The organism is Actinophytocola algeriensis (genome assembly GCF_014203735.1).
Classification (GTDB): Bacteria; Actinomycetota; Actinomycetes; order Mycobacteriales; family Pseudonocardiaceae; genus Actinophytocola; species Actinophytocola algeriensis.
Window position 1 is genome coordinate 715,767 of sequence record NZ_JACHJQ010000004.1, and the last position, 20,447, is coordinate 736,213.

Annotated in this window: 20 protein-coding genes; 11 read left to right on the forward strand and 9 right to left on the reverse strand. The window is 72.0% G+C overall.

Going from position 1 to position 20,447, the window contains the following annotated elements:
* Positions 1-78: 78 nt before the first annotated feature.
* Entirely contained in the window at positions 79-2,583 is a 2,505-nt protein-coding gene (gene glgP / locus FHR82_RS21310; protein WP_184812206.1) for an alpha-glucan family phosphorylase, read from the forward strand.
* Positions 2,584-2,993: 410 nt separating this feature from the next.
* Here glgP and FHR82_RS21315 read toward each other — a convergent pair whose 3' ends face one another.
* Positions 2,994-4,094 carry a tetratricopeptide repeat protein gene (locus FHR82_RS21315; protein ID WP_184812207.1) on the reverse strand — a complete coding sequence of 367 codons (1,101 nt, stop codon included), beginning with the start codon at positions 4,092-4,094 and terminating at the stop codon, positions 2,994-2,996.
* A 122-nt stretch (positions 4,095-4,216) separates the two neighbouring features.
* Between FHR82_RS21315 and FHR82_RS21320 the strand changes: the two genes are divergently transcribed.
* Together FHR82_RS21320 and FHR82_RS21325 are read left to right on the forward strand one after the other, a co-directional pair.
* On the forward strand, positions 4,217-4,759 hold the full coding sequence (locus tag FHR82_RS21320) for a dihydrofolate reductase family protein (RefSeq protein ID WP_184812208.1): 543 nt from the start codon (positions 4,217-4,219) through the stop codon (positions 4,757-4,759).
* Positions 4,760-4,789: 30 nt separating this feature from the next.
* Entirely contained in the window at positions 4,790-5,089 is a 300-nt protein-coding gene (locus FHR82_RS21325; RefSeq protein WP_184812209.1) for a hypothetical protein, read from the forward strand.
* Here the strand turns inward: FHR82_RS21325 and FHR82_RS21330 are convergent.
* The 6 genes from FHR82_RS21330 to FHR82_RS21355 form a co-directional block, all read right to left on the reverse strand.
* Entirely contained in the window at positions 5,082-5,456 is a 375-nt protein-coding gene (locus FHR82_RS21330; protein ID WP_311771199.1) for a rhodanese-like domain-containing protein, read from the reverse strand. The two genes, FHR82_RS21325 and FHR82_RS21330, sit on opposite strands and share 8 nt — an antisense overlap.
* 113 nt (positions 5,457-5,569) lie before the next feature.
* The gene (locus FHR82_RS21335) at positions 5,570-6,115 is read right to left on the reverse strand and encodes a cysteine dioxygenase (protein ID WP_184812211.1); all 546 of its coding nucleotides are present in this window, start codon (positions 6,113-6,115) and stop codon (positions 5,570-5,572) included.
* A 163-nt stretch (positions 6,116-6,278) separates the two neighbouring features.
* Positions 6,279-8,393 carry a glycogen debranching protein GlgX gene (gene glgX / locus FHR82_RS21340; protein WP_184812212.1) on the reverse strand — a complete coding sequence of 705 codons (2,115 nt, stop codon included), beginning with the start codon at positions 8,391-8,393 and terminating at the stop codon, positions 6,279-6,281.
* Between the two features lie 32 nt (positions 8,394-8,425).
* Positions 8,426-9,040: a hypothetical protein gene (locus FHR82_RS21345; protein WP_184812213.1), complete on the reverse strand. Its 615-nt coding sequence runs from the start codon at positions 9,038-9,040 to the stop codon at positions 8,426-8,428.
* A 40-nt stretch (positions 9,041-9,080) separates the two neighbouring features.
* Entirely contained in the window at positions 9,081-10,313 is a 1,233-nt protein-coding gene (locus tag FHR82_RS21350; protein ID WP_184812214.1) for a hypothetical protein, read from the reverse strand.
* Entirely contained in the window at positions 10,310-10,654 is a 345-nt protein-coding gene (locus tag FHR82_RS21355) for a WXG100 family type VII secretion target (protein WP_184812215.1), read from the reverse strand. Before FHR82_RS21355 ends, FHR82_RS21350 begins: the two co-directional genes overlap by 4 nt.
* Positions 10,655-10,793: 139 nt before the next feature.
* On the opposite strand from FHR82_RS21355, the gene FHR82_RS21360 reads away from it, so the two are divergent.
* The 5 genes from FHR82_RS21360 to FHR82_RS21380 are packed head-to-tail and all read left to right on the forward strand — an operon-like array spanning position 10,794 to position 15,011.
* Positions 10,794-11,561, forward strand: a complete 768-nt coding sequence (locus tag FHR82_RS21360; protein ID WP_184812499.1) for an ABC transporter ATP-binding protein — start codon at positions 10,794-10,796, stop codon at positions 11,559-11,561.
* Between the two features lie 48 nt (positions 11,562-11,609).
* A complete protein-coding gene (locus FHR82_RS21365; protein WP_184812216.1) occupies positions 11,610-12,389 on the forward strand; it encodes an enoyl-CoA hydratase/isomerase family protein in 780 nt (259 codons plus the stop codon).
* Positions 12,379-13,341: a class I SAM-dependent methyltransferase gene (locus FHR82_RS21370; protein ID WP_184812217.1), complete on the forward strand. Its 963-nt coding sequence runs from the start codon at positions 12,379-12,381 to the stop codon at positions 13,339-13,341. The genes FHR82_RS21365 and FHR82_RS21370 overlap by 11 nt, the downstream gene beginning before the upstream one ends.
* Before the next feature lie 27 nt (positions 13,342-13,368).
* Positions 13,369-14,517, forward strand: a complete 1,149-nt coding sequence (locus FHR82_RS21375) for a THUMP-like domain-containing protein (RefSeq protein WP_184812218.1) — start codon at positions 13,369-13,371, stop codon at positions 14,515-14,517.
* A complete protein-coding gene (locus FHR82_RS21380; RefSeq protein WP_184812219.1) occupies positions 14,502-15,011 on the forward strand; it encodes an AAA family ATPase in 510 nt (169 codons plus the stop codon). The genes FHR82_RS21375 and FHR82_RS21380 overlap by 16 nt, the downstream gene beginning before the upstream one ends.
* Here the strand turns inward: FHR82_RS21380 and FHR82_RS21385 are convergent.
* Entirely contained in the window at positions 15,006-17,405 is a 2,400-nt protein-coding gene (locus FHR82_RS21385; RefSeq protein WP_184812220.1) for a hypothetical protein, read from the reverse strand. The genes FHR82_RS21380 and FHR82_RS21385 overlap by 6 nt on opposite strands.
* Before the next feature lie 93 nt (positions 17,406-17,498).
* The gene (locus FHR82_RS21390; RefSeq protein ID WP_184812221.1) at positions 17,499-18,437 is read right to left on the reverse strand and encodes a nucleoside hydrolase; all 939 of its coding nucleotides are present in this window, start codon (positions 18,435-18,437) and stop codon (positions 17,499-17,501) included.
* A 118-nt stretch (positions 18,438-18,555) separates the two neighbouring features.
* On the opposite strand from FHR82_RS21390, the gene FHR82_RS21395 reads away from it, so the two are divergent.
* The 3 genes from FHR82_RS21395 to FHR82_RS21405 are packed head-to-tail and all read left to right on the forward strand — an operon-like array spanning position 18,556 to position 20,432.
* Positions 18,556-19,314, forward strand: coding sequence for an acyltransferase (locus FHR82_RS21395; protein ID WP_184812222.1), 759 nt, complete (start codon positions 18,556-18,558; stop codon positions 19,312-19,314).
* On the forward strand, positions 19,314-19,697 hold the full coding sequence (locus tag FHR82_RS21400; RefSeq protein WP_184812223.1) for a hypothetical protein: 384 nt from the start codon (positions 19,314-19,316) through the stop codon (positions 19,695-19,697). The genes FHR82_RS21395 and FHR82_RS21400 overlap by 1 nt, the downstream gene beginning before the upstream one ends.
* A 54-nt stretch (positions 19,698-19,751) precedes the next feature.
* Positions 19,752-20,432: a hypothetical protein gene (locus FHR82_RS21405; protein WP_184812224.1), complete on the forward strand. Its 681-nt coding sequence runs from the start codon at positions 19,752-19,754 to the stop codon at positions 20,430-20,432.
* Positions 20,433-20,447 lie beyond the last annotated feature (15 nt).

Below are 20,447 nucleotides of genomic sequence, written 5' to 3' on the forward strand. Positions count from 1 at the left end.
GTGCCCGGTCCCACGTTCGACCACACCCCCGCCCCGCACCTGATTTTCCGTCGGGGGTGCCCGCTAGGGTCGGTCGGCGTGAAAGCTGTACGCCGCTTTACCGTGCGCGCCGGTCTGCCCGAGTCGCTCGCCGAGCTGGAAACGCTCGCGACCAACCTCCGGTGGACCTGGCACCCGCACACGCAGGATCTGTTCGCCACCATCGACCAGGGCATATGGGACCGTCTCGGCGACCCGCTGCGCCTGCTCGCCGAGGTGCCCGCGAGCCGTCTCGAGCAACTGGCGGACGACGAGTCGTTCCGCCACCGCCTCGGCGAGGCGTCCGGCGACCTGCGCCGCTACCTCTCCGAGCCGAGGTGGTACCAACAGCGCCGTTCGGAGCTGTCGGGCAGGGGCCGGATGGCGGAGTCGATCGCGTACTTCTCGATGGAGTTCGGGGTCACCGAGGCGCTGCCGAACTACTCCGGCGGTCTCGGGGTGCTCGCGGGTGACCACCTGAAGGCGGCGTCCGACCTTGGCGTTCCCCTGATCGGTGTCGGGCTCCTGTATCGGTCGGGGTACTTCCGGCAGTCGCTGTCACTCGACGGGTGGCAAATCGAGCACTATCCGGTACTCGATCCGAACGGGCTGCCGCTGTCGCCGCTCGTGGAGCCGTCCGGCGCGCCGATCCTCGTGCACGTCGCGATGCCGGGTGGCCGGGTGCTGCGGGCCAGGATCTGGAAGGCGCAGGTCGGCCGCGTGCCGTTGTTGCTGCTCGACTCCGACGTGGACGGCAACGACGACGACCTGCGCGGTGTCACCGACCGCCTGTACGGCGGCGACCAGAACCACCGCATCCGCCAGGAGATCCTGGCCGGCGTCGGTGGCGTGCGCGCCGTGCGCACCTACTGCGAGCTGACCGGGCACCCGCAGCCCGAGGTGTTCCACATGAACGAGGGCCACGCCGGCTTCCTCGGCCTGGAGCGCCTGCGTGAGCTGATGTCGGCGCACCAGCTGTCGTTCGACGAGGCGCTGTCCGCGGTCCGCTCCGGCACGGTCTTCACCACGCACACCCCGGTCCCGGCCGGCATCGACCGGTTCCCGGTGGACCTGGTGCAGCACTACTTCGGCGACGGCGCGCTGCTGCCGGACGTCGACCTGCGCCGCGTCCTCGCGCTCGGCGCGGAGGACAACCCCGGCATGTTCAACATGGCGCACATGGGCCTGCGGCTCGGGCAGCGCGCCAACGGCGTGTCGAAGCTGCACGGGCAGGTCAGCCGCGAGATGTTCGGCGGGCTGTGGCCGGGCTTCGACACCGAGGAGGTGCCGATCACGTCGGTCACCAACGGCGTGCACGGGCCGACGTGGACCGCGCGGGAGATGGCCAGGGTCGGCACGGACCTCGACGACCACGGCCTGTGGCAGCTGCGCTGCGACCTGCGCAAGCTGCTGGTCACCGAGGTTCGGCGGCGGGTGCGGGAGGCGTGGCTGCAGCGCGGCGCGTCGCCGCTGGAGCTGGCGTGGACCGACACGGTGTTCGACCCGGACGTGCTGACCGTCGGGTTCGCGCGGCGCGTGCCGACGTACAAGCGCCTCACGCTGATGCTGCGCGACCACGACCGCCTGCGTGCGCTGTTGCTCGACCCGGACCGGCCCGCGCAGCTGGTGGTGGCCGGCAAGTCGCACCCGGCCGACGACGGCGGCAAGGCGCTGATCCAGCAGATCGTCCGGTTCGCTGACGAGCACGACGTGCGGCACCGGATCGTGTTCCTGCCCGACTACGACATGTCGATGGCGCGGTACCTGTACTGGGGCTGCGACGTGTGGCTGAACAACCCGACCCGCCCGCTCGAGGCGTGCGGCACCTCCGGCATGAAGTCGGCGCTGAACGGCGGGCTGAACCTGTCGATCCGCGACGGCTGGTGGGACGAGTTCTACGACGGCTCCAACGGCTGGGCGATCCCGACCGCCGACGGCGTGTCCGACCCGCTGCGCCGCGACGACCTGGAGGCGGCGGCGCTGTACGAGCTGCTGGGCTCGCAGGTGGCGCCGCTGTTCTACGACCGGACCGACGGCGTGCCGAAGCAGTGGCTCGCGATGGTGCGGCACACGCTGTCGTCGCTCGGCCCGCAGGTCCAGGCGTCGCGGATGGTCGAGGAGTACGTCGAGCGGCAGTACACCCCTGCGGCGACCGCCGTGGAGCTGGCCGACGCGGAGGGTTTCCGCGCGGCACGGGAGCTGGCGGCCTACCGCGAGCGGCTGTCGGGTTCGTGGCCGCACGTGCGGGTCACGTCGTGCGACCTGTCGCTGAACGGTTCGGACACGCCGGTGCTCGGTGAGCGGGTGGCGGTGCGGGCGTCGGTCGACCTGGCCGGGTTGTCCACTTCGGACGTCCAGGTGCAGGCGGTGATCGGCCGCGTCTCCGACAGCGACGAGCTGTTCGACGTGGTGACCGTACCGATGACCCCGGACGGCGACGGCCGGTACGCGGCGGAGGTGTCACTGCCACACGCGGGCGCACTGGGCGTCACGGCCCGCGTCCTGCCGAACCACGAACTGCTGGCAAGCCCCGTCGAGCTGGGCCGGGTAGTCCTGGCGAACTGACCCGGCCCGGTTGCGCGCAGCGCCCGCACTCATGCGCGGGATGCCCCGAAAGACGCTGTCGAGACAGCCGCGATGCCACGAAAGGCCCCTTCGGGACACTCAACGTCCCGAAGGGGCCTTTTCGCTGCGCCCGGTGCGATGAAGGGCCCCTTCGTAACGTCCGGCGTGATGAAGGACCCCTTCGTTGCGCTCACCGTGATGAAGGGCCCCTTCGTTGCGTCCGGTGATGAAGGGCCCCTTCGTTGCGCTCACCGTGATGAAGGACCCCTTCGTTACGCCCGGTGTGATGAAGGGCCCCTTCATGGCAGGCAGACCCGCCCAAACGTAACCAAACAACCCCGCCACCCCGGAGACCTGCCCGTCCGGCGAGGACGAACCACACCACCGAAGCGAACACAACGAGGAGAGCGTCAGCCGGCCACCTCGAGGCGAGTCCGGGTGGTGGCCACCCGAGGCCACCACCCCGCCAGTTTCTCCGCCTCGGTCAGCACCTGCCTGGCCATGCGGTTGTCGCCGGCCGCCATGTGAGCCCGAGCCAGCGTGGCGAGGTCGTCAGCACGGCCGAGGGCGTCGTCGGCGGTGCTCGCGGACAGCTGCGCCAGCGTGATCGCGTCCTTCGCGTCCCCGCGCAACAGCGCGACCATCGCCCGGGCGCCGTTGAGCCGGTGGCTGGGATAACCGAGCGCGGCCGCGTTCTCGATGGCCCGGCTCGCCGTGGTCAGGCCGGTCTCGCTGTCCAGCTGCCCGGACTCGACCGTCGCGCACGTGAGGCCCGCCAGCACGGCGTACGCACCCGGATCGGGGTCGGTGGTCAGCCGCACCGCGAGCACCACGGCCTCGGCGTACCGGCCCTGCGCGGCCAGCACCCGGATCCGCGCGGCCAGCGCGGACCGCAGCCCTGGGTGCCGCACCCGCAGCTGCGCCGCCGCCGTCTCCGCGGCCGCGATGTCACCGGCCTGCGCCGCGCGCACGGCCCGGTCCACCAGCGGCGCCGCCTTCCCGGCACCCGAGTACGGCAGCCGGAACAACAGCCAGCCGGTGGACGTGGTGGTGGCGGTCCGCTTCGGGACGAGCGACACCGCGAGCGACGCGACGGCCGCCGCCGCGAAACCTGTGGTGAACGGCCCGTCCGCGAGCGCGACCGCGCAGACCGCGGGCACCGCCTCGGCCGCCAGCCCGCACAGTGCGACCGCCCGGATCCGGCCCGCCGTCGTGGCCCGCACCGACACCGACAGGATGATCGGCACCGCACGCAGCGTCACGATCCGGTGCGGGGTCGGCCAGTCCGCGACCCGGGGCCCGGTGCCGATCACGAGCCGGCGCAGCGTCACCCCGGGCACCAGCACGCTCGCCAGCAGCCCGGCCTGGCTCGCGACGACCGCGACGAGCCCGCCGGTCAGCGCGCCGACCAGCCCGGTGACCACGTCGGGGCGCGTCAGCACGACGACGGCGGCGACGGTCGCCACCGTCGCGAGGCCGCCGGGCCGGAGCAGAACGTGAGCAACCCGCACGTCCACAGACGCTACGCGGCGGACGCACCACGCCCACTGTCTTCATGGACAGCCGAAAGGGCAGCCGCGATGAGTTCCGCCACTCCGGGTGGTCTACCTGGCAGGACTCGAAGGAGGAAACGATGGCCAAGGTTCTCGTCTACGCCAGCATGTCGCTCGACGGTTACATCGCGGGCCCGGACGTGTCCCACGATCACCCGATGGGTGTCGGCGGCGAGCAGCTGCACACCTGGATGTTCACCGACACGACCCCGGCCGACCACGCGGTCGCCGAGCGTATCCGCGCCGAGGCGGGTGCGGTGGTCGTGGGCAGGCGGACGTTCGACATCGGGCTCGACCACTGGCACGACACCCCGTACCCGGCGCCGGCCTTCGTGCTCACGCACCGGCCGCTCCCGGACCTGCCCCAGCGCAGCGGCACGTTCTCGTTCGTGACCGACCTGGCGGAGGCCGTCGAACGCGCGAAGGTGGCGGCGGGGGACCGGACGGTGCTGCTCATGGGTGCCGACGTGAAGCGGCAGGCGCTGGCGGCAGGCCTGGTGGACGAGGTGATGATCAGCCTGGTGCCGGTCCTGCTCGGCGGCGGCGCGAAGCTGTTCGACGGCCTGCCCGCGATGACGTTCACCGGCACGGTGACCCACCCCCGTTTCTCCGTGAAGCACTGACAGAAAGCGGTCGCCGCGACGCTGACACCGGTGCTCCAGCAGTTCGGCGAGAACGGGCGGCGGGCGGTCCTCGACTACCAGCGAACCGACGCGGAGGCCGCGAACGAGCTCAGGAAGGGACAACGCGTCCCGGTTCGCGGCCTCGGTCGCCGACACGAAGACCGTGACTACGTGATGCACGGCCACACGGAGCCCGCCGACGACGTGGCGGTCCGGATCGGGATCGAGCTGCGGGAGCCGTACGACCCTGGCGAACTGCGGCCCGAGCACATCGAGCAGGCCATCGAACGGCACCGCGCCGAGCTGGAGCAGACCGGGATGATCAGGTGACCGCCTGCGTGCCGCCCGCCCGGACGGGCAGGCCGGCGTCGCGGTAGCCGCGGAAGCCGTCCACCAGGTCGGTGGCCTTCGCGAGACCGAGCGCCTGCAGGTCGCGGGCGGCGAGGCTCGACGCGTAGCCCTCGTTGCAGAAGACCACGACCGTGGTGTCCTCGGTGAAGCCGTCGATGCGGTGCTCGCCCGCCGGGTCGAGGCGCCACTCGAGCACGATGCGCTCGATCGGGACCGCGCCCGGGATCTCGCCGTCGGCGACCCGGTTGTGCAGCGGGCGGATGTCCACCAGCAGGTGGTCGTCCGGCAGCCGGGCGACGTCGCCGGGCGCGACCCGGTTCAGCCCGGCGCGAGCCTTCGTCAGCACCTCGTCGACAGCACTGCGCGTCCGATGGTTCGTTCCGCCAGCTCCACCCTGTGCCTGATGGTTCGTTCCGCCAGCTCCACCCTGTGCCTGATGGTTCGTTCCGCCAGCTCCACTCACGGTTCCACCGGCTCCTTCCGCAGTTCCTCCAGTGACCGCCGCGGCGGCAGCGGAGGGATGACCGCCGGGATGTCCCACAGCGAGGCGTACTCCCTGGTCGGGACGAGCGGCGGCGAGTACGCGTGCACGGTAGCCGCCTTCTCCTTCGTGGTGTTCCACACCTGGTGCGCGCGGCCCGCGCCGAACCCGATCGCGTCGCCGGTGCTGTGCGACCGGGTGCCGATCCCGGCGCCCGGGTAGCGGTAGGTCTCCGACAGCGTGCCGAGCACGACCGAGAACGAGCCGGACGCACCCCCGTGGTCGTGCGGGGCGGTGTGCTGGCCCGGCAGCCACGACAGCAGCCAGACCTCGACCTCCTCGGTCAGCTCCAGGCGGGACCACCAGCGCTGCGGGCTCGAGAACCGCACCCGCGCGAGCAACTCGTCGCGGAAGGTGGTCCCGATGGTGGACACGAGGTCGCGCAGCTCGGTCGGGGTCCACAGCGGACCTCGGGGGCGGACCAGGTGTGAGATGGACAGGTCATCCGACAGTGCGGTCGACACGAGGGTGCTCCGGAAGGGTCGTGTGATCGGGACGCGGGGATCACACGGCGCTACAGCCGCACGAGGCGACCAGCAGGAGGTCGACCGTGCGGTCGCGCCAGAACACGAGCGACCGGAACATGCGACCGATCGTGACACGCTTGCCACATAGTGGCCAGCTATCTCACGCAGTGGTACGTGGGGTGCGGTAGACCAGCAGACTTCGAGCGGGGACTGCTACGCGTTTGCCCGCCTCGAGCGGGCTCGCGTCGGCGGGCTCGCCCCGCGGGGTGCCGCTGTCCAGCACGGGGATGAAAGCGTCGCCGAACGCGGGGCCCGGCAGTGTCACCTCGGCCGGTTCGTCGCCCGCGTGCACCAGCACGAGCCAGCTGTCGTCGGCGATCAGCTCGCCGGTGCGGTCGCGGGACAGGCTCGTCGACCCGTCGATCCACATGCCGAGCGTGCGGCGCGCGTCGTCGAACCAGTCGTGGTCGCTCATCGGCTCGCCGTCCGGGGAGAACCACACGAGGTCCGGGCGGCCGGAGTGCGTGGGGCGGCCGTCGAAGAACTGCGGCTGGCGCAGCGCGGGCGAGGTGGCGCGCAGCGCGATCAGCTTGCGGGTGAACGCGAGCAGGTCGTCGCCGCGCTCGTCCGGCTCCCACGACACCCACGAGACCTCGTTGTCGAGGCAGTACGGGTTGTTGTTGCCGCCCTGCGTGCGCCACCGCTCGTCGCCCGCGGTGAACATGGGCGTGCCGGTCGACAGGATGAGCGTGGCGAGCAGGTTGCGTGCCTGCCGGTCCCGCAGGGCCAGCACCGCGGGATCGCTCGTCTCGCCCTCGGCGCCGCAGTTCCACGACCGGTTGAAATCGGCGCCGTCGCGGCCGCCCTCGCCGTTCTCCTCGTTGTGCTTCTCGTTGTAGGACACCAGGTCCCGCAGTGTGAACCCGTCGTGCGCGGTGACGAAGTTGATCGACGCCCACGGCCGCCGCGTGTTGGCCGCGTACAGGTCCTCCGACCCGGACAGCCGGTAGGCGAGGTCGCGCACGTTCACCCCGCCGCGCCAGAAGTCCCGGACCCCGTCCCGGAAGCGGTCGTTCCACTCCGTCCACTGTGGTGCGAACCCGCCGACCCGGTAGCCGTCGGCGGTCGCGTCCCACGGCTCGGCGATCAGCTTGCGGCGCGCGAGTGACGGGTCGACGGTGATCGCGGTCATCAGCGCCGAGTCCGGGTCGAACCAGCCGCCGCGCGGGCGGCCGAGTGCGCTCGCGAGGTCGAAGCGGAACCCGTCGACGCCCAGCTCGTTCGCGAAGTACCGCAGGGAGTCGGTGACGAGCCGCACCACCTCGCGGGAGCCGGGGTTGAGCGTGTTGCCGCAGCCCGTGAGGTCCACTGTGGACCCGTGCCGGTCGTGCAGGTAGTAGGCGGGCGCGTCGAACCCGCGCAGCGACAGCGTCGGCCCGTCCACGCCGCCCTCGCAGGTGTGGTTGAACACCACGTCGAGGATCACCTCGATGCCCGCCGCGTGCAGCGCGGCGACCATCGTGCGGAACTCGGTGACCTCGTTGCCCGGCTCGCTCGCGTACGCCTCGTGCGGTGCGTGGAAACCGAGCGTGGAGTAACCCCAGTAGTTGGGCATGCCGCGGCGCCGCAGCGACGGCTCGTCGGCGATCGTGTGCACCGGCAGCAGCTCGACCGCGGTGACACCGAGCCGGACCAGGTAGTCGATCACGGCCGGGTGCGCGAGCCCGAGGTACGTGCCGCGCTGGTGCTCGGGGACCTCGGGGTGGAGCTTGGTGAACCCGCGGACGTGCAGCTCGTAGATCACCGTCTCCTCGAACGGCGTCTCCGGTTTCACACCGGTGTCCACGCCGCCGGGCGGGGTGACGACCGACAGCGGCACGTGCCCGAGCGAGTCCCTGGTGGACGCCTTGCCGGTCATCGGGTCGCCCTCGTAACCAAGGACCGCGCGCGGGTCGCCGACCGTGCCGGTGATCTGCCGCGCGTACGGGTCGACCAGCAGTTTCGCCGGGTTGCAGCGCAGGCCGCGACCGGGCTCGTACGGGCCGTGCACGCGGTAGCCGTAGCGCTGGCCGGGGGTGACGCCGGGGAGGATGGCGTGCCAGATGCCGAAGGTGCGCTCGGTCAGCTCGATGCGCCGCTCGGCGCCGTCCTCACCGATCAGGCACAGCTCGACGGCCTCGGCCACCGCCGACGCGACCGCGAACCGGACTCCGCCGGCCTCCGGATGCGCGCCCAGCGGGAACGGTGATCCGGGCAGCACGTGGTCGGCGGGCATTCCTCCATCTTGCCTGCTGACCGGCCCGATGATCAGAGCTGATAGGTGTGATTCTCGTACGAGTCGTCGTCGTGGCCGGTGCGGACCGTGACGTCCTCGCGGTGATCACCCCTGGCCGACGCCACGACCTGCCCGAACAGGAGCTGGTGGGTTGCCCACCCGTGCGCGGACGTGCAGGCGAGGGTGAGCAGCAGCAGGTGTTCGCCCTCCGCGATGAACGCCTGGAGCTGCAGTGCGAGCGGCCGCCGCGCCCGCACCTGCTCGACGCCCGGCACCCGCTGCGCGACGACCGCGGGCCCGAGCGCGGTGCCGATGACCAGCGTCTCCCGCACGTCCGGTCCGCCGACGTCCTCGAGCGCGTCCCGCAGCGCCGCGGCCGTGCCGTCGTCCCAGCCGGACGGCCGGTCGAGCACGACACCGGTGAGCACGGCGGGCGCCGCGCCGGGCGGCGCGACGATCGCCATCAGCTCCGCGCCCTCCCGCACGGCCGTCTCGACCGCCTCGGTCGCCAGCGCCTCCAGGTCCGCGCGCCCGGTCGACAGGCCCCGCAGCTCGCCGACGATCTCCGCGTACTCCTGGATGGCGAGCTGGGGGTGGTCGAGCGGCAGCCGCCACACGGTGTCGGGCAGGTCGATGATCAGGTTCACGGCTCGCTCCGCAAGCTCTGCTCGATGTCCTTCGACCCGCTCACTTCAGGGCTTCCTTGCCGAAGTCCTCGATCGCCTTCTCCAGCTGCTTCGGTGTCGGGTTGATGCCCTGCTGCAGGAACTTCAGCTCGGCCTTCTGCTGCGGGGTCAGGTCGACGCCGGCCTTCTCCGCGATCGCCGAGCCCTTGTCGACGAGGTCCGCGTACGCCTGGTGCTGCTTGGCCTCCAGCCCGAGCCGCTGCAGCTCCGCCTTGCGGTCGGCGAGGTTCGCGGGCAGCTCGACGCCCTCCCGCTTGGCGACCTCGCGGCCGGCGGCGGTCAGGTCGCGGGACACCTTGCCGTCGAGCCCGTGCTGCCGCATCATGCCGACGTTGTCGATCAGCCCGGGCAGCGCGCCACCGCGGGCCGCGGCCTCGATGTCCTTGCGCGCGGCCCGGATCGCGGCCTTCGAACCACGCTTGGCGATGACCCGGCCACCGCTGCGGACCGCCGCCGCGGCCGTGCCGCCGCCGGGGATGACGCTGGTGCCGAGCCCGATGGCGACCGCGCCCCAGCCGGGGGCGTTGCGGGAACCGGACAGCTGCTGGCCCAGCGCGGCCAGCGAGCCGACCGCGCCGGAGCCGGTGGACGCGGCCCCGAGCACCGCGGCGGCGGGCAGCCCGACACCGGTGGCGGCGAGCCCGGCCGCCGCGGTCGCGGTGGCGAGCGACACACCGTCGGCCGCGACCGCGAGACCGTCGAGCCCCTGCACGTACCAGGTGTCGTTCTCCGGTTTGAACGGGTCGCCGTCCTTGCCTTGGCGGATCGCGTCCGCGGTGGCGTTCGCCTCGCGCAGGTGCCTGGTCTCCAGGCGTTTCGCGTCGTCGATGATCCTGGCCAGCTGCGTGCTGACGGCGGTCGACTCCGGGGTGCACGTGTCGAATGTGGACAGCTTCGCCTTGAGCTTCTTGGCGGCCGCCTCGAGCACGTCCGCGCGGGCCTGGTTGGTGGTCAGCCTGCCGAACCAGGACGACAGGGCGGTGGTGACGGCGTTGATGGCCTCACCACCCTTGCCGAGGCCCTGCGGCAGGTCGTCGCCGTGGTCGCTGAACTCCTCGGCCGCGCTGCCGCCCCACTCGGAGTCGTCGGTGATCTTCGTCGCCTCCGTCAGCCGGGGGAGCGTGGTGCTGATCGTCTCGGCGGCGGTGGCGAGCTGGAGCATCAGCGTCTTGACCGCGTCCGCCTCGCCGGGCGTGGGGTCGAACCCGAGGGCGGGGAAGGAGCGTGTCGTCACGGCTGGGGCCTCGCGTTCTTCAGCGCTTCGAAGACCTGGTCGCGGACCGTGCCCGTGGCCAGCGCCCGCATGCGGTCCTCGCCGCCCTGCTCGACCAGCTCGTAGTTGGCGACCGCGCCGCGCACGTTGTCCGCGATCGTGGCGATCTTGTCCCGCATGTCGCCCAGGTTGTCGCGCCACTCGCCGGCCACCTCGGCGACGGCCGAGGCGATGTCGCCGGGGCCCAGGTCGCCGCCGGTGAGGTCGAGTGCGCCGATGATCTCGCCGACCTGGTCGGCGACGGCGTTGAGCTCGCCGACCCGGATCGCGAGGCTCGTGGTGTTCACGGTGTAGCCGGTCATGGGCGTCAGTCAACGTGCCCGTCACCCGCCGCGACCACCGCCGTTGCGCACGGAGGCAAACCGAGGGCACGCGCGTGCAAACCCTCCTGTTGAATAGGGCACCGTGACGGGAGTGGACCTCGAAGACCTGGTCGTGCACATGGCCGACGTCGGTGTGCGGCGCGCCAAGAACAACCTGCTCTCGGAGGTGAACTGGAGCGTCGAACTCGACGAGCGCTGGGTGATCCTCGGCCCGAACGGCGCCGGGAAGACGACGCTGCTCAAGCTGGCCGCCGCCGAGCTGCACCCCACCACGGGTGAGGTGCACGTGCTCGGCGAGAAGCTCGGCCGGGTCGACGTGTTCGAGCTGCGGCCGCGCATCGGCTTCTGCTCGGCCGCGCTGATCGCGCGCATCCCACCGGAGGAGACGGTCCTCGACGTGGTGGTGAGCGCGGGCTACGCGGTGCTCGGCCGCTGGCGCGAGGCCTACGACCAGCTCGACACCGGCCGCGCGCTCGACCTGTGCAAGGCCCTCGGCATCGGGCACCTCGCCGACCGGCTGTTCGGCACCCTGTCCGAGGGCGAGCGCAAGCGGACGGTGATCGCCCGTGCGCTGATGACCGACCCGGAGATGCTGCTGCTCGACGAGCCGGCCGCGGGCCTCGACCTCGGCGGCCGCGAGGACCTCGTGGCGCGGCTGTCGGACCTGGCCCGCGACCCGGACGCGCCGGCGACGGTCCTCGTCACGCACCACGTCGAGGAGGTCCCGCCCGGGTTCACCCACCTGCTGCTGATCGCCGACGGCGGCATCGTCGCGCAGGGGCTCCTCGAAGACGTCCTGACCAGCGAGAACCTGTCGAAGACGTTCGGCCAGGACCTGGAGCTGGACAAGCTCGGCGACCGGTACTTCGCGCGCCGTCGCGCGTGAGGCTAGGTTGGGTCCACCTTGGTTACTTCTGGGTAGGGAGGCAGTCGCGTGGGTGAGTTCGTCAGGCTCGAGGTCGACAGCGGCGTCGGCACCATCCGGTTGGACCGGCCGCCGATGAACGCGCTCAACCGGCAGGTGCAGGAGGAGATCCGCGCCGCCGCGCAGGAGGCGGCCGGCCGCGACGACGTCCGCGCGGTGATCGTCTACGGCGGTGAGAAGGTGTTCGCGGCCGGCGCGGACATCAAGGAGATGGCCGACATGTCCTACGCCGACATGTCCGCCCGCGCCGGTCAGCTGTCCTCGTCGTTCTCCGCGGTCGCCGGCATCCCGAAGCCGACGGTCGCCGCGATCACCGGCTACGCGCTCGGTGGCGGGCTGGAGCTGGCGCTGTGCTGCGACCGCAGGATCGCGGGCGACAACGCGAAGGTCGGCCAGCCGGAGATCCTGCTCGGCATCATCCCGGGCGCCGGTGGCACCCAGCGCCTGCCGCGCCTCGTCGGCCCGAGCAAGGCCAAGGACATCATCTACACGGGACGGTTCGTCGACGCGCAGGAAGCGCTGCACATCGGCCTGGTCGACGAGGTCGTCGCGCCGGACGACGTGTACGAGACCGCGAAGCGCTGGGCGTCGCAGTTCTCCGGTGCCGCCGCGCAGGCGCTCGCCGCCGCGAAGACCGCCGTCGACGGCGGTCTCGACGGTGACCTGAACAGCGGGCTGCGGCTGGAGAGCAACGTGTTCGCGGCGCTGTTCGCGACGGAGGACCAGAAGACGGGCATGCGGTCGTTCATCGAGAACGGTCCGGGAAAGGCGACATTCAGTGGCAAGTAACCCCACCGACCCGGCCCCGCACCCGCACGCCACCGAGGCGGAGGTCGAGGCGGCGCGCACGGACCCCAAGCTCGCGAACGTGCTGTACCACGACTGGGAAGCGGACACGTACGACGAGAAGTGGTCGATCTCCTACGACGAGCGCTGCATCGACTACGCCACCGGCCGCTTCCGCGCGGTCGCCGGTGACGAGGACTGGCCGTACGAGCACGCGATGGAACTGGGCAGTGGCACCGGTTTCTTCCTGCTGAACCTCATGCAGGGCGGCGTGATCAAGAAGGGCTCGGTCACCGACCTGTCGCCCGGCATGGTCCAGGTCGCGCTGCGCAACGCGTCGAACCTCGGGTTGGACGTCGACGGCCGCGTCGCCGACGCGGAGACGATCCCGTACGAGGACAACAGCTTCGACCTCGTCATCGGGCACGCGGTGCTGCACCACATCCCGGACGTGCCGACCGCGTTCCGCGAGGTGCTGCGCGTGCTCAAGCCGGGCGGCCGGTTCGTGTTCGCGGGTGAGCCGACCAAGATCGGCGACACCTACGCCCGCAAGCTCGGCCAGCTCACCTGGTGGCTGACGACGAACGTGACGAAGCTGGGGCCGCTGTCCGGCTGGCGCCGCCCGCAGTCCGAACTGGACGAGTCGTCCCGCGCCGCCGCGCTGGAGGCGGTCGTCGACCTGCACACGTTCGACCCGACCGACCTGGAGAGGGTCGCACGCGAGGCGGGCGCGGCCAACGTGCACGCGCACACCGAGGAGCTGGCGGCCGCGCTGTTCGGCTGGCCGGTGCGCACGTTCGAGGCGGCGGTGCCGCAGGAGAAGCTGACGCTGGGCTGGCGGCTGTTCGCGTACAAGTCGTGGCTGCGGCTGTCGTGGCTGGACGAGAACGTGCTGCGCAAGATCGCCCCGCGCGACCTCTTCTACAACGTGCTGGTCACAGGGACGAAGCCGTAACATGTGTCGCTCCGCGAGCTCCGCGACGTGACTTACGAGTTCACCCCGGCCGACGTGCGCTTCCTGCGCTCGTCGGCCGGGGTTTCCGCTGTCGCGGCGGTTTCCGAGCTGCCGCTGACGTCGGCCAGTCTTCTCGCGGATGTCGCCACTGCTCGCCGACTGGTCGGGGAGCACGCGGGGCCCGTGCTGGAGACCGTGCTGCTGCGCCGGCGTGCCGCGGCCAAGGTGGACTCGCCGGCTGACTGGCTGTTCACCGACACCGCGTTGCAGCAGGCGACCGCGATGCCGGTCGCGCGCCACCGCGCCGCCCGGTTCGCGGGTCACGCCGTTCATGACGTGACGTGCTCGGTCGGCGTGGACCTGGCGGCACTCGCGGAGGTCGCGGACCGGTGCGCCGGCTCGGACCTCGACGAGGTGCGTCTCGCGATGGCGGCGCACAACGTGTCCGCGCCGCTGGTCCGGGCCGACGCGCTCCGGCCGGTCACGCGGGACATCGCGGTCTTCGTCGACCCGGCACGCCGGGACTCGGCAGGCCGCCGCCGCTGGCACGCCTCGGACTTCGTGCCGCCGCTCGACGCACTCGCCGACGCGTACCGCGGCCGGGACCTGGCCGTGAAGTGCGCGCCGGGCATGGACTTCGCCGAGCTGCCGTGGACCGGCGAGGTGGAACTGGTGTCGCTGGACGGGCAGGTGCGGGAGGCGTGCCTGTGGACGGGTGCCTTCGCGGGCCCGGCCCGCAGGGCAACGGTCCTGCGCACGGGCAGTACGGCGTGGACGGTCACGTCCGACGACCCCGGCGACTGCCCGGTCGGCGAAGCGGGGGAGTGGCTCGTCGACCCGGACGGTGCGGTCGTGCGCGCGGGCCTGGTCCGCCAGTACGCGGCCCGGCTCGGTTTCTGGCAGCTGGACGAACGCATCGCCTACCTGACCGGCGACGCGAAACCACCCGGCGTCCGGGCGTTCCGGGTGCTCGAACAGGGCCACTACTCGGAGAAGTCGCTGCGCCAGGCGCTGCGCCGCCGCGCGGTCGGCCGCGTCGAGATCCTGGTCCGCGGCCTGGACGTCGACCCGAACACGTTGCGTCCCAGGCTGAAGCTGTCCGGCACGGAAGCGGCGACCGTCGTGCTGACCAGGGTGGGCCGGACCCCGAAGGCGTACGTGTGTACCGAGTCGTGACCGGCGGCCCTGGTGCGGGCAAGACGACGCTGCTGAACGCGTTGGCGGCACGGGGTTTCCCGGTGCAGCCGGAAGCGGGCCGCGCGATCATCCAGGCGCAGCAGGCGATCGGCGGCACCGCGCTCCACACGGGCGACACGGCGCTGTTCGCCGAGCTCATGCTGATGTGGGACATCCGCAACCACCAGGAGGCCCCGGCCGGCACGGTGTTCTTCGACCGCGGGGTCACCGACCTGGTCGGCTACCACCTGCTGCTGGGCCGCGAGGTGCCGCCGCACGTGGCCCGTGCGGCGGAGGTGTTCCGCTACGACACCGTGTTCGTCGCCCCGCCGTGGCCGGAGATCTACACGACCGACGCCGAACGCGGCCAGGACTTCGCGGAGGCCGTCCGCACCCACGACGCGATCGTGGCCGGCTACCGCCGCCACGGCTACGACCCGGTCCCGCTGCCACTGGCGAGCGTCGAGGACCGGGTCGCGTTCGTGCTGTCATGACGCCCGTTCGATCAGCATCGTGGCCGTCTTCCTCGCGAGCTCGCAGAGGTCGAGCGTGCTCGTCGTCCCGTAGCCGCCCGTGTACTGGATGCTGGCGCCGATGTTCTGCGCGTCCCACGCGTCGGGCGACGTCTCCGGCAGGAACACCAGCGACAGCCCGCACTGGCCCTCGTACCGGTTGAACCACACGCCCGTCAGCCCGCCCACGTTCGCGGGCTCGTCGCCGGTCTGCTCGGCGTCCCGGTCGAAGTGCACGTCGAACGCGTAGCTCTCGTCGCCCTGCGTCATCGTGAACCGGCACTGGGCCGACTGGTACCGGCCGACCGGGCCGAGCCGCCAGCCCGGCAGCGTGGCCGCCACCTCGTCGGCGACGCACGGGTCCTTGCCGACGAGGGTCGGCTCCGGCGCGGGTGCCGACCGGGCGGGCAGCTCGGTGAGCCCCGGCGCCACGTGCGCGGTGTACTCACCCGCCACCTCACATGCGTCCGGCCACGGCGCCTGGTCCTCCGCGCCCGGGACGTACCTCCTCACCGACACCTCGGCGCCGAACCCCGTGTTGCCGTACGGCACGTTGTACGTGCAGCCGTTCGCCGCCGGATCGGGCTCGCCGTGGAAGACCTCCTGCCCGTCGAACTCCGCACTGACCAGGTCGGCACGTTCCTCCTCGGTCAGGTACTCGTTGAGCCGGATCCCGAACCCGATCCGGCTCCCGTCGGCGCCGACGGCCATGAGCCGGCACTCGGCGAGCCCGAGAGCCTGGTGCGGTTCGACCGCCACCCTGCCGAAGGTGCTCGCGACCTCGCGGTCGTGCAGCTCGCACGGGTCGGCGGTTCGGATGCGGTCCATCAGGTCCGCCGTGGACGGCAAGGTGACCGCCTCGTGCACCGCCTTCGGCACCGCGGCGTTCTCGGTGTCCCTGTCCTGCTTGCCGTTCTTCTCGGGCCGCGTGCGCAGCTTCTCCATCGCGCCCCTGGCCTGCGTGCGGGCGGCGTCCGCGAGGGCCGAGACGGTGACCCCCGTGCCGTCGGACTGGTCGGCGTCCGAACCGAACTTGAGGAAGAACGCGAGGTTGTCGTCCCGCAGGCGCAGCACGTAGTCGGTGCGGGTGTGGTCGCCGTAGGCCGAGATGGCCTGCTCGAACTCGGCCGACTCGCCGAGGCCGGCCACCGTGCCCCGCTCCCGCACGTCACCGCTCGCGACCCACAGCCCCCGCTCCTCCTGCTCGGCGTGGAAGTCACGCGCGGCACCGGCGTCCTCGGCCACGGCGACCACCATGTAGAGGTTCGTCACCCGGCCCACCAGGAACTCGCTGTCGCTGTGGGCGCCGCAGCGCAGCGAGTCGTAGTCGGGATGGGTGTCCCGGCTCGGCTCGGTGACGATCTCCGGCACGGTCGACCACCGCTTCAGCACGTACACGTCGATCAGGTCGCAGGGCTCCTCGACGTTCGCGGCGCTGTACCGCGGCCCGCGCTCCGCTTCGGCCGCGCCTGCCTTTCCTGGCTCGTCGTCCCCGGAAAGGACGACCGCGGTCACCACCCCGGCGACCAGCACGGCGGCCAGGGCGAGCGCCCCGCCGATGACCCACCCACGCCGGCGCCCCGGCGTGGGTGGCGGCAGCTCCGCGACGGGCGGAGCAGCGGGAAACGGTGCAGCGGGAAACGGTGCCGCCGGTGGCAGTTCTCCCCGCGGTGGCGGCGCGTCGCCTGCCTGCTCGCGCACCACGACCGGGATGGCCGGGTCGCCGAACTCACCCACCGCCCACCTGACCCGGTCGGCGTGCACCGCCGCGGCCGGGACGACCGTGCAGACCGGCAGGTCGGTCAGCACCGTCCCCGGCACCGGGGAACCGCTCACCACCTGCCCCGGCACGAGCTGCACCCCGAGCTCCACCGCACCCGGCGCCGCGCGGGCGAGGTCGAGACGCGCCACCGCGGGCCACGGCACCGCGGCCCGTCCCAGTTTCAGCCCGGTGGCGTCGACCTGGAACAGCGTCCACCGCGCCGCGTGCGTGTTCACCACCGCACCCAGCGCCCCGACCACCACCAGCACGATCACCGTGCGCGGCAGTGACGGCGCGTCGACGGCCGACGCGATCGCGACGGCACCGGCGAGGCCCGCGAGCAGTGCCGCGACCTTCCCCGCCAGCCACGCCGTGGAGTACGGCCGGTCGATGCGGTACCGCACCGTCCGCCGCAGCCGTCGCGCCACCAGCGACGCCGCCACCAGCACCGCGAGCCCACCGACCGCCGCCAGCAGCGCACCGGGCCCGAACTCGTCGAACAGGGCGGTACCCGCGATCAGCGCCGTGATCGCGCCGGCGGCCGCCACCACCTCCGCCAACCGCACCTGCCGCGGCCTGCGTTCCCGTCCTGCGGGCGCGGGAGCCGAAAACACCCCTGTTCCCCTTCCGTCGACCAACGTCAGGGGTCATCACAGGCCACTCGCGGCACCACCGGCCAGGCCACCGCCCGGCCATTTTGTGGCCGGTCAGCCGGCCAGGTGGGACAGCAGGAAGGACCGCACCTGGTCCAGGTCCGCGGACAGCGCCACGTCGACCTCGCGGCCCTCCCCGGGGTTCCGCGTGGCCCGCTGGTCCGCGATCACGTTCCCGCGCCCCGGTCCGTACCCGCAGTCCACCTCGACCGGCATCGCGGTCGTGTGCAACAGGCCCGGCTTGATCGCCTCCGCCACCGCGACCGCGTCGTGGACGACCATGCCGTCGCGGCCCAGCGACCGGCTGTAGTGCTCGCGGTAGGTGGCCGTCAGCGACACCAGCGTGGCGCCGCGCGGCCCCGCCGCGGCCAGCGAGTCCAGCCACGGCCCGTCCACCGCGCACCGCGTCGTCAGGTCCATCGGCACCAGCGTGACCGGCACCGGCTCCTCGACCAGCACCCGCCGCGCCGCCTCCGGGTCGCTCCAGATGTTGAACTCGGCCGCCGCCGTCACGTTGCCGCCACCCAGCGCGCCCCCCATCACCACCAGCCGCGCGATCTTGCTCCGCACCCCGGGGTGTGCGGCCAGCAGCAGCGCGATGTTCGTCAGCGGGCCGATCGGCACGATCGTCACCGGCGCCGGTGCCGACTCCAGCAGCGACACGAGCAGCGACACCGCGTCGACCCCGGCCACCCCGGTGGCGCGCTCCGGCAGCGTCTCCGCCTGGCCGGACAGCCCGTCGGCGCCGTGGACGTGGCGCGCGCGGTGCGGGTGCGGGTGCACGAGCGGCTGCTCCGCGCCCGCCGCCACCGGCACGTCGTCCCGGCCGTACAGCGCGAGCACGCGCAGCGCGTTCCGCGTGGTCAGCGCGAGGCCGACGTTGCCGAACACCGTCGTCACGCCGATCAGGTCCACCTCGGGTGCCGCACACGCCAGAGCCAGCGCGAACGCGTCGTCGACGCCGGGGTCCGTGTCGATGATGAGGGGAGTCATGTGTCAGACGGTATCGGCCTGCTCGCTCGCAGCGACCACAGCGGGCCGCCTCCTGCCACGGTGACCACGGCTCGGTCATGTGGGGGAGGCAGGCGGCCGTCGGATACGGTCACCTGCCATGACATCCATGTGGGGATCGCCTGTGGTCGAGCGGGTCCGTGGCTGGCAGCGAGCTCGCAGGGACCCGAACCAGGCGCGGTTCCTGACCGTCGACTCGCTGCGCTGGGTGGTCCGCAACCGGGCGTGGACGCCGTGGTACCTGGTGCGCTACTGGCGGCTGCTGAAGTTCCGCGTCGCCAACCCGCACATCGTGTTGCGCGGCATGGTGTTCCTCGGCAAGGACCTCGACGTCCACTGCCGACCCGGCTACGGCCGCATGGAGATCGGCCGCTGGGTGCACATCGGCGACGGCAACGCGATCCGCTGTCACGAGGGGTCGTTGCGCATCGGCGACAAGTCCGTGTTCGGCAGGCAGAACGTGATCAACTGCTACCTGGACATCGAGCTGGGCGAGGCCGCGCTGGTCGCCGACTGGGTGTACATCTGCGACTTCGACCACGTGACGTCGGACATCAACCTGCCGATCAAGGACCAGGGCATCGTGAAGGCGCCGGTGCGCATCGGCCCGGACACGTGGACGTGCACGAAGGTCACGATCACCAAGGGCACCCGCATCGGGCGGGGGGCCGTGCTTGGCGCGCACGCGGTCGTGAAGGGCGACATCCCGGACTACGCGGTGGCGGCGGGCATCCCGGCGAAGGTGGTCCGCGACCGCCGCGCCACCTACGAGGCGGAGGCGCAGCGCCGCGCCGCGGTGGCCGACATGTCCCGCAAGGCGGCGGCCGCGCTGAAGAAGACCCTCGAGACCTACAGCTGATGCCGCGCAAGATCGGTCTCACGCTGGCCGGTGTCGTGCTCGGCGTGCTCCTGGCCGTCGGCTGGTGGTGGCTCGACGACGCGCGGGTGCTCGTGCGCCTCGAGCTCTACCAGGCACCGTCCGGCCAGGAGTACGAGGGCGAGCGGGGCCACAAGGTGGTGCTGGCCCGCATCGACAACCACCTCGGCGGCGTCCAGGGCTACGAGGTGTGGCTGGGAGACGGCGTGGACAGCGACACCCCGTACGGGCACGTCGTGGACATACCGAGCGGCTGGGTGACCGAGGGCCTGCGGGTCGAGTGGCGCGCGGACGGCGTGGCGCTGGTCTTCACCGACGGCGGTGAGATCTTCGTGCCCGCCGAGCACTTCACCGGCGGCCGGTGACGCTTTCCTCGCGGTGAAAGCGGGTCGAAAGAGGGCTCGCCAGGATCGCGGTCCATGACATACCCACCGCAGCAGGGGCAGCCGTACGGCGGCTACCCGGGGCAGGCAGGCCCCTATGGCCAGCCGCCGAAGAACAGGGCACCGGTCATCGCGACCATGATCTTCCTCGTCGCGGTACTGGCCGGGGTCGGCGTCCTGGGGTTCGTGGCGCCCGGCTTCTTCCTCGGTGACGACGACAAGAGCAGCGGGGGCGGCTCCGCGAGCGACGACAGCGGGGGCAGCGGCCCCGGTGGTGGCCCCGGCGGTCTCCCCGGCGGCGACTCTGGTGGTGGAGTTTCAGACGGGCCCGATACGCCCGGTGAGTCCGACGACTCCGGTGGTGACGGCCCCGGCGCGGACTCCGACGGTCCGGCCGACGGCCCCGGATCGGGTTCCTCGTCAGGAGACGGGGACTCCGAAGCCGCGGCGTTCGCCGAGGAGTTCGTGAGCGCGGTCAACGCCAAGGACGCCGCCACAGCGAACGGCATGTACTGCCCGGGCGCGGCCAAGGGCATCGTGGACTACGCGGTCGCCAAGGACCCGAAGCTGGCGATCGACTCCACCGAAACCAGCAGCGTCTTCTACACGGTGATGCTGACCGGCACGCTGGAAGGCAGGCCACTGCGGCGCGGCAAGATCACAGTGGAGCTCAAGGGCAGCAACGCGCCCTGTGTCTTCACGTTCAGCGCGGGCTGAAGGGTCGGATCCCAG

Bases quoted from the DNA above. Each gene is read 5' to 3' on its own strand.
- FHR82_RS21320 (WP_184812208.1), top strand. From the start codon at position 4,217: ATGGCCAAGGTTCTCGTCTACGCCAGCATGTCGCTCGACGGTTACATC.
- glgX (WP_184812212.1), bottom strand. From the start codon at position 8,393: ATGCCCGCCGACCACGTGCTGCCCGGATCACCGTTCCCGCTGGGCGCG.
- FHR82_RS21355 (WP_184812215.1), bottom strand. From the start codon at position 10,654: ATGACCGGCTACACCGTGAACACCACGAGCCTCGCGATCCGGGTCGGC.
- FHR82_RS21360 (WP_184812499.1), top strand. From the start codon at position 10,794: ATGGCCGACGTCGGTGTGCGGCGCGCCAAGAACAACCTGCTCTCGGAG.
- FHR82_RS21390 (WP_184812221.1), bottom strand. From the start codon at position 18,437: ATGACTCCCCTCATCATCGACACGGACCCCGGCGTCGACGACGCGTTC.
- FHR82_RS21395 (WP_184812222.1), top strand. From the start codon at position 18,556: ATGACATCCATGTGGGGATCGCCTGTGGTCGAGCGGGTCCGTGGCTGG.
- FHR82_RS21400 (WP_184812223.1), top strand. From the start codon at position 19,314: ATGCCGCGCAAGATCGGTCTCACGCTGGCCGGTGTCGTGCTCGGCGTG.
- FHR82_RS21405 (WP_184812224.1), top strand. From the start codon at position 19,752: ATGACATACCCACCGCAGCAGGGGCAGCCGTACGGCGGCTACCCGGGG.